We start from the raw sequence: 7208 nt of genomic DNA, 5'->3' as shown, positions 1-7208 counted from the left end.
AGCTTCTCCAGCACCGTCACGCGCCAGCCCTTGGCCGACAGGCGCACGGCCGAGGCCAGGCCACCAAAGCCGCTGCCGATGACGATGGCGTGGGGTGCGTCGGCCGTCGGGCGCGCGGCGGGCCCGGGACCGGACGGCGGTTCGTCCGAAGAACGCGGCGGCCAGAATGGATCGGACGTGCGCAAGGTGGTGGCGGGAGCGTTCATCAAAGGCGTTCAGGCGGCGGGCGCCTTCTCCGGTGGGATCGGCACCGCCCCTGTGGTGGGGACCACGACAGGCGCAAGGCGATCGCTCGACGGGCTGCGCGACATGGCCCAGCCCCAGAGTTTTTGCATGGGCGTGGGGAACGCCATGATCAGGTGTTCGACGATGGCCAGGCCCAGCAGGCTGGCGAGCAACAGCCAGCCGGTGGTGACGACCACTCGGCCGCTCATGACCTCCCAGACGATCCAGACCCAGACCACCGTGGAAGCGGCCACGCTGACGTAGAAAAAAGCGCTGAGCCGGCCCTTGCGGAAATAGCTGCCCAGGTAGGCGAGGTGTTTCGGCAGGTACTGCTCGCCGACCTCGGGCACGCCGAAGAACAGGTTCAGCTTGGCCGAAAAACGCATGCACCAGAGGATGGCGAAGGTGCACAGCGCCACGTGGCTGGGCTGGCCCTGCTGCATCCACAGCAAGACGGCAAAGTTCAACAGCAGCGCCAGCTCGTGCCAGATGACCACCTGGGTGGACTGGGCAAAACGCTGCCAGCCGCGCGCGCCCGGTTCCAGCGGCATGCGGCGCGGGCCGGTGAGCCAGCCGGTGAGGAACGCCACCTCGTGCCAGGCCCACATGGCGATCACGCTGGCAAAGGCCAGGTAGGCGTTGTCCACCGTCTGCGCCTGCATGCTCAGCCGCGTGGTCCAGAGGCTGAACACGAGCAAGACCGTGCACACGATCAGGCTGACCCGGAAACTGGACGCGGGCCGGCGCACCAGCCACAGAATGGCACCCGTCCCGAACCACCAGCACAGCAGCGCGAACAGCGCGGGTGCGGCGACGGAGCTGGACAGGTCGGTCATGGTTGGAAAGGCTTCAGAAACACACGCCGCGACAGACGTGCACCCACCCAGAGGCACCACCGGGCTGGCTTTGCCAGACGGCTGGCGCCGCCCCCTTGAGGGGGTCGCGCGCAGCGCGGCGGGGGTGTTCCAAGTCCATCACCACACCGGATCGAGGCGGATGTCTTTGGGCAGTTCGTGCTGCTTCACCGGCACCAGGTAGAGGCGCCCAAAGGTGAAGAACGCCTTTGCCGCGCACACGCCGCGCTGCAAGGTCCCGACGAGACCACCCCGCGCCACCGCCTTGTCGTTGGCCAGCGAGATGGCCAGCAACTTGTCCATGCAGGCGCGGAAAGTGGGGTGGTCGATGTCCACCTCCACCGGGAACACCTGGCGGCAGATCTGGCTGGTGATGCGGAACACCTCGTAGTCGTAGTCGGTCGATTTGAAGCCCATGGCCTCGTGCAGCATCGGGCGCGTGTGGTCGCGCACGTACATGGTCGCGTAGACGGCGAGGATGAAGAAGCGGATCCAGAGCTTGTTGAGCCCGGTCAGCAGGTGGGGCTGGGCGCGCATCATGAGCGCGAACGATTCGCCGTGGCGGAATTCGTCGTTGCACCAGCGCTCGAACCAGCGAAAGATCGGGTGGAAGCGTTTGTCGGGGTGGCGTTCGAGCTGGCGGAAGATGGTGATGTAGCGCGCGTAGCCGATCTTCTCGCTCAGATACGTGGCGTAGAAGATGTACTTGGGCTTGAAGTAGGTGTAGGCCTTCACGCGCTTGAGGCTGCCCAGGTCGATGCCGAGGTTGAAGTCCTTGAGCGACTGGTTGATGAAGCCGGCGTGGCGCGATTCGTCGCGCGCCATGTAGGCCATCAGCTGCTTGATGTCGGGGTTGCTGATGTTCTTGCGGATCTCGTTGTAGAGGATGCAGCCCGAAAACTCCGAGGTGCAGGAGCTGATCAGGAAGTCCATGAACTCCTGGCGCAGCTCGGGCGTGAGTTGCGGCATCAGCACCTTGAGCTCTTCGCCGAACGCGGCGTCGCGCTTGAAGTGGTCCTGGTTGTTGTCGCCCTCGTACTCGGCCATCATGCGGTCCCACTCGGCCCGGACCGGCGACACGTCCAGCGCGTCCATCGCCTTGAAGTCTGTGGTGTAGAAGCGCGGCGTGAGCATGGTGCTCTTCGCGGCGCGTTCGGTGGCGGTTTGTGTGTTCTTCATGCCGTCCATGAGCAGGGCGACGTGATCGGTCTCGACGTCGGTGCGGTCTTCGGTGGTGGCGGGTGCAGACATGGCGGGACTCCTGAAAGACGACGGGGTGTTCAACGGGCCCACTGCAGCTGCGAGAACACAGCCGAGTTGGTGGGACCGAAGGATTCGAGGGCGATGCGCTGCCCGGTGGCGGTGTCGCGCAGGGTGATGCGGCCATCCACATGCCCGGTCAGCTCGAACGGGGCCTGCGGCCCCATGCCGCGGCGCTGGCGCTCACGGGCCAGGGCGCGCAGGCTGCCGCGCAGAAAGCCCTGCTCGCCCTGGAAGTGCGCGACCTCGCGCTCGGTGGCCGCGTCCAGCACCCCGATGTCGCCGTTGGGCCGGTCCACGAAGCGCAGGCTGCGCTGCCACTGCACCGACGGCGCCTCGTCTTTGACCGGTCCGCCACCGATCTGGCTTTGCCAGGTCACGACGACCAAGGTGAGCGCCAGCAGGCCGCCCATGGCCCAGATGGGCCAGGGGGTGCCGTGGCCGAGGGGGGAATCGCTGTGGGTGTGCATGGCGGAACTCCGGCGGAGAGACGGTCAGACGGGCGATCAGACAGCGCTGGGCATGCCGTGCTCGCGCACGGGACGCGACACGGGCACCGACACGGGCGATGCCGTTGGCGTGGCATCCGGCATGCCCACCAGGGCCTGCGCCTGCGGGTTGGCGGCCAGCCAGGCTTGCTGGATGCGCTCGCCCACAGCGGCCGCGCCGGGCAGGCAGCGCAGGCTGGGCTGGGGGTTCTTCAGCTGCCAGGCGCGTGCGTGCGGCCAGAGGTTGAGGTAGGCGATGCGGTCCTTGCCGGCGAGCGCCAGGGCGATGTCGCCATGGCCGCCGGACTGCGGCTTGAAGGCGGCACCGGCGATCTGCCGCAGCGGCAGGTTCAGGGTGAGCGTCAGCACCACGCCGATGCGCATCACGATGCGGCGGTCGGTCAGGGTGTAGAGCGTGGTGCGCGCGGCGAACCAGGCGGTGGCGGCCAGCAGCGCCAGCGCCAGCGAGGCCATGACCGCGCTGGTGAGCAGCGGCTTGAGCAAAGCGGCATGGGGCTCGCCCAGCAGGTAGAGCCACTGCAGCACCCCCATGGCGCCGAAGTAGATCGCCAGCTGGCGCACGTGGAAGGCGTGGATCGCGAGCTGTACCCAGTCGGGGCTGCCCTGCCAGATCAGCCGTTCCCCGCGCGGCAGCGGCTCGGGCAGGCCCGGCGCGGCCTCGAACTCGTGCTCGTGGTGGGGGTTCACAGCAGCGGCTCCTGGCGCTCGGGCGTTGCGTACAGGGTGCCGGCGCCGTAGTAGGCGGTGATCTTTTCTTCTTCCAGCATCGTCACCTGCTCGGGGTGGCGGGTGGTGGGCACCTGGGCAAACTGGTCGGCCAGCAGCGCGTCCACGAACACGCCGTGGCGTTTGATCACCGAGAAGGTCATGGGCAGCAACACGGTGGGGCCGCTGGGCAGACCCACTTCCAGGTAACGGAACATCATTTCCGACTTGTCGATCCACAGGTCCTGCACGGTGCCAGCCTGTTCGCCGTCGGCGCCGATCACCGGCAGACCGCGCGGGTCGGTGTCCTGGATCGCCACGCCGTGGCCATCGGCCACACGCAAGGGAACGATCTTGACTTCACCCTCAAAGGTCATGTCGGGCACGTCGGCCCGCTTGGCCCAGGCGCCCGGCCCCACACCGGCCAGCAGGGGGTTGCCCACCGGCTCCAGCGGTGCGCCGATCCAGCCGTGGGCGGGCTGGGCGTTGTAGTCGCCGTCGGCACGCGCATGGTCGGGCGAGAGCACCTCGTGGCCATTGGCCAGCTTGTAGGTCTTGGGTTTGGGCACCGCGGGCCAGCCGTCGGTTTTGGGGCCGTTCTCGCGGCCCGGCGCCATGGGGTAACCCTCGCGGTGGTTTTCACGCAAGAGGTAATAGATCAGGCCCGCAAAGAACGCCCAGAAGGCGTAGAGCACGAGCTGAGCGACGTCGACGTACTGGGTGATGGCGCCTGTTTCCATGGAGTTCTCCTTCGGTGGTGCGTGTGTGTCAGCCCGGCAGTTCTGCCAGGCCGATGGGGTGAACGGGACGGGACTGCGGGGCACTGCTGCGCTGGACCAGGGGGCCGAGCGCGATCAGCACGACGAAGAGCAAATAGATTTCGAGGTGGAACACGAAGCTGTAGCCGGTGATCGGCGAGTTCAGCGCCGAGCCCAGCCAGCCGCCGGTGGCCAGGCTGCCAACCACGTCGCGCAGCACACCGCCGATGGCCATGGACACGCCGGCCGCCGTGGCCTGCACGGCGCCCCAGGCACCCAGCACCAGGCCGGTGAGTTCGCGCTCGGGCAGTTCCATGGCGGTCAGCAGCATGCCGACGGAAAACAGGCCGCCGGAGAAGCCGATCAGCGCCGCGCCGAACTGGAACAGCCAGCGCGCTTCCAGCGGGGCCGAGAAGATCACGCAGGCAAACGCGGGCAGGCCGAGCAGCGCGCCACCGGCCGCCAGGCGGATGGTGTCCATGCCGCGCGACATGAAGCGCGACGAGAGCGCAAACGCCAGCAGCGCCCCGCCCGCGCTCATGGCGGTGAGCGAGCTGGTCAGACCCACGTCCATGCCCAGCACCTGACCGCCGAAGGGTTCGAGCACCACGTCCTGCATGCTGAAGTCCACCGTGCCCAGGCCCACGGTCCAGAGGAAGCGGCGGATCTTGGGCATCGCCATCAGGCGCGCCCAGCTGCGGCTGAAGCCGTCGGGCGCGCGGGCGCCTCGCTTCGCGCCGCGGGCTTCCTGCTTCCACAGCGAGGTGATGTTGAGCACGGCCACCACCACCGCCGAACCCTGCACCACCTGCACCAGACGCGTCGGGCTGAAGTCGGCCAGCACCCAGCCCAGCAGACCGCTGCCCAGGATCATGCCGACCAGCAGCGTGCTGTAGAGCAAGGCCACCACGCGCGGGCGCTTGTCGTCGGAGCAGATGTCGCTGGCCAGCGCCAGGCCAGCGGTCTGCGTGATCTGCATGCCCGCGCCCACCAGCAGAAACGCCAGCGCCGCGCCGATGCGCCCGGCCCAGACCTCGACACCGTGGCCTTCGGGCAACGACAGCAGCAGCAAGGCGAACGGCATGATGGCCAGACCGCCGAACATCAGCAGCGTGCCGATCCACATGTAGGGCATGCGCTTGAGGCCCAGTGCCGAGGGGTGCGTGTCGCTGCGGTAGCCGATCAACGCGCGCAGCGGCGCGAACACCAGCGGCAGCGCCACCGACAGCGCCACCCACCAGGCCGGCACACCCAGCTCGACGATCATCACGCGGTTGAGCGTGCCGACCAGCAGCGCCATCGTCATGCCGATGGCGAGCTGGAACAGCGAGAGGCGCAGCAGCCGGCCCAGCGGCAGTTCGCTCGACGCGGCGTCGGCGAACGGCACATACCGCTGGGTGAGCTTCACCGCCCAGGCGGGGGACAGCAGGCGCTGGAGGTTCACTGCGTCCACTCCCAGGCTTGAGATGTGTAGAAGCCGCTGGCCACGCGCTGGCTGCGCCCTTCTTTCCAGCCCCCTTGGCCGCTGCCACCGATGCGGCCGGTCAGGCCCTCGCGGAGTTTGGGCTGCGCCACCGGGGTGAGCGCGGGGGAGCGGTCGCTGCGCGGAAACAGACGGCCCACGCTGTGCATGGCCGCCAGCAGCGGCGTGCGCGGCGCAAAGGTGAAGAGCATGCTGCCGCGGGTGCGACGCGAGAGCCGCTCCAGCGCGGCCACGATGTCGGGCGTGTCGTAGTGGATCAGCGAATCCATCGCGACCACGTGGTCGAAATGGCCCAGCGCGTCGTCGAGCATGTCGCCCGAGGTGAAGTGGATGCGGCCGCCCTGCGTGCCTCCGTTGCCGTCGCGCTCGCGCGCAAGATTTTCGAGATGACGCTCACGCGCCAGTTGCACCAAGGTGGGCGAGAGGTCGATGGCCACCACGTCGGCGCCGCGCTGCGCCGCCTCCATGGCCAGCGCCCCGGTGCCACAGCCGGCGTCCAGCAGGCGCAGGCCGCGCATGTCGTCGGGCAGCCAGCCCAGCAGCGTGCCGCGCATCTGGTCGCGCCCGGCGCGCACCGTGGCGCGGATGCGGCCGACCGGCGCGGTCGAGGTCAGGCGTTCCCAGGCTTGCGCAGCGGTGCGGTCAAAATAGGTTTCGATCTGGTCGCGGCGTTCGAGGTAATTGGTGTGCGGCATGGTGGTTCCCGGATCAGTCAAAACCCAGCAGGTCGAAGATGTCGCGATCCTTCATGGGCACGGCCGCCAGCGGCTCCACGCCCAGCCAGAGCGACGCGGCCAGGCGCATGTACTCGGCCTTGACCAGCTCCAGCTCGGGCGAGCTTTCCATCTCGAACAGCGTGCTTTTCTTCAGGCGGCTGCGGCGGATCACGTCCAGGTCGGGGAAGTGCGCGGCCAGCTTCAGGCCTATCTGGTCGTTGTACTTGTCGATCTGGTCGGTGGCGGCGCTGCGGTTGGCGATCACACCGCCCAGGCGCACGTTGTAGTTCTTGGCCTTGGCGCCGATGGCCTGCACGATGCGGTTCATCGCAAAGATCGAGTCGAAGTCGTTGGCGGTGACGATCAGCGCGCGGTCGGCGTGCTGCAGCGGCGCGGCAAAGCCGCCGCAGACCACGTCGCCCAGCACGTCGAAGATCACCACGTCGGTGTCTTCGAGCAGGTGGTGCTCTTTCAGCAGCTTGACCGTCTGGCCCACCACGTAGCCGCCGCAGCCGGTGCCGGCCGGCGGGCCGCCGGCCTCCACGCACATCACACCGTTGTAGCCCGGGAAGACGAAGTCTTCGGGCCGCAGTTCTTCGGCGTGGAAGTCCACGGTTTCGAGCACGTCGATCACCGTGGGCAGCATCTTCTTGGTCAGCGTGAAGGTGCTGTCGTGTTTCGGGTCGCAGCCGATCTGC

Annotated in this window: 9 protein-coding genes; all 9 read right to left on the bottom strand. The window is 68.1% G+C overall.

The genetic code is table 11. The annotated features are described in order from the left end of the window. Nucleotides 1-206 (bottom strand): NAD(P)-binding protein (locus ACR2JA_RS00800; protein ID WP_434007238.1); only part of this gene is annotated, 206 nt, incomplete at its 3' end. A 9-nt stretch (nt 207-215) separates the two neighbouring features. Beyond that, on the bottom strand, nt 216-1061 hold the full coding sequence (gene puhE, locus ACR2JA_RS00795; protein WP_434007237.1) for a putative photosynthetic complex assembly protein PuhE: 846 nt from the start codon (nt 1059-1061) through the stop codon (nt 216-218). Between the two features lie 138 nt (nt 1062-1199). Next, on the bottom strand, nt 1200-2330 hold the full coding sequence (acsF, locus tag ACR2JA_RS00790; protein WP_434007236.1) for a magnesium-protoporphyrin IX monomethyl ester (oxidative) cyclase: 1131 nt from the start codon (nt 2328-2330) through the stop codon (nt 1200-1202). Nucleotides 2331-2359: 29 nt separating this feature from the next. After that, entirely contained in the window at nt 2360-2809 is a 450-nt protein-coding gene (gene puhC, locus ACR2JA_RS00785) for a photosynthetic complex assembly protein PuhC (RefSeq protein WP_434007235.1), read from the bottom strand. A gap of 36 nt (nt 2810-2845) precedes the next feature. Beyond that, complete coding sequence (puhB, locus tag ACR2JA_RS00780; RefSeq protein WP_434007234.1) at nt 2846-3535, bottom strand: photosynthetic complex putative assembly protein PuhB; 690 nt, start codon at nt 3533-3535, stop codon at nt 2846-2848. Continuing rightward, nucleotides 3532-4293, bottom strand: a complete 762-nt coding sequence (puhA, locus tag ACR2JA_RS00775; RefSeq protein WP_434007233.1) for a photosynthetic reaction center subunit H — start codon at nt 4291-4293, stop codon at nt 3532-3534. The genes puhB and puhA overlap by 4 nt, the downstream gene beginning before the upstream one ends. A gap of 28 nt (nt 4294-4321) precedes the next feature. Beyond that, a complete protein-coding gene (locus ACR2JA_RS00770) occupies nt 4322-5755 on the bottom strand; it encodes a BCD family MFS transporter (protein ID WP_434007232.1) in 1434 nt (477 codons plus the stop codon). Next, nucleotides 5752-6489, bottom strand: coding sequence for a magnesium protoporphyrin IX methyltransferase (gene bchM / locus ACR2JA_RS00765; RefSeq protein ID WP_434007231.1), 738 nt, complete (start codon nt 6487-6489; stop codon nt 5752-5754). Before bchM ends, ACR2JA_RS00770 begins: the two co-directional genes overlap by 4 nt. Nucleotides 6490-6502: 13 nt before the next feature. Continuing rightward, a partial coding sequence (gene bchL, locus ACR2JA_RS00760; protein WP_434007230.1) for a ferredoxin:protochlorophyllide reductase (ATP-dependent) iron-sulfur ATP-binding protein occupies nt 6503-7208 on the bottom strand: 706 nt, incomplete at its 5' end.

The organism is Hydrogenophaga sp., from assembly GCF_051007235.1.
Classification (GTDB): Bacteria; Pseudomonadota; Gammaproteobacteria; order Burkholderiales; family Burkholderiaceae_C; genus Hydrogenophaga.
Note: the sequence above shows the minus strand (reverse complement) of the source record. Positions and strands in the feature narration are given on the sequence as shown.

What these genes read in the sequence shown, in the direction of transcription:
- puhE (WP_434007237.1), bottom strand. Translation starts at nt 1,061, where the DNA reads ATGACCGACCTGTCCAGCTCCGTCGCCGCACCCGCGCTGTTCGCGCTG.
- acsF (WP_434007236.1), bottom strand. Translation starts at nt 2,330, where the DNA reads ATGTCTGCACCCGCCACCACCGAAGACCGCACCGACGTCGAGACCGAT.
- puhC (WP_434007235.1), bottom strand. Translation starts at nt 2,809, where the DNA reads ATGCACACCCACAGCGATTCCCCCCTCGGCCACGGCACCCCCTGGCCC.
- puhA (WP_434007233.1), bottom strand. Translation starts at nt 4,293, where the DNA reads ATGGAAACAGGCGCCATCACCCAGTACGTCGACGTCGCTCAGCTCGTG.
- bchM (WP_434007231.1), bottom strand. Translation starts at nt 6,489, where the DNA reads ATGCCGCACACCAATTACCTCGAACGCCGCGACCAGATCGAAACCTAT.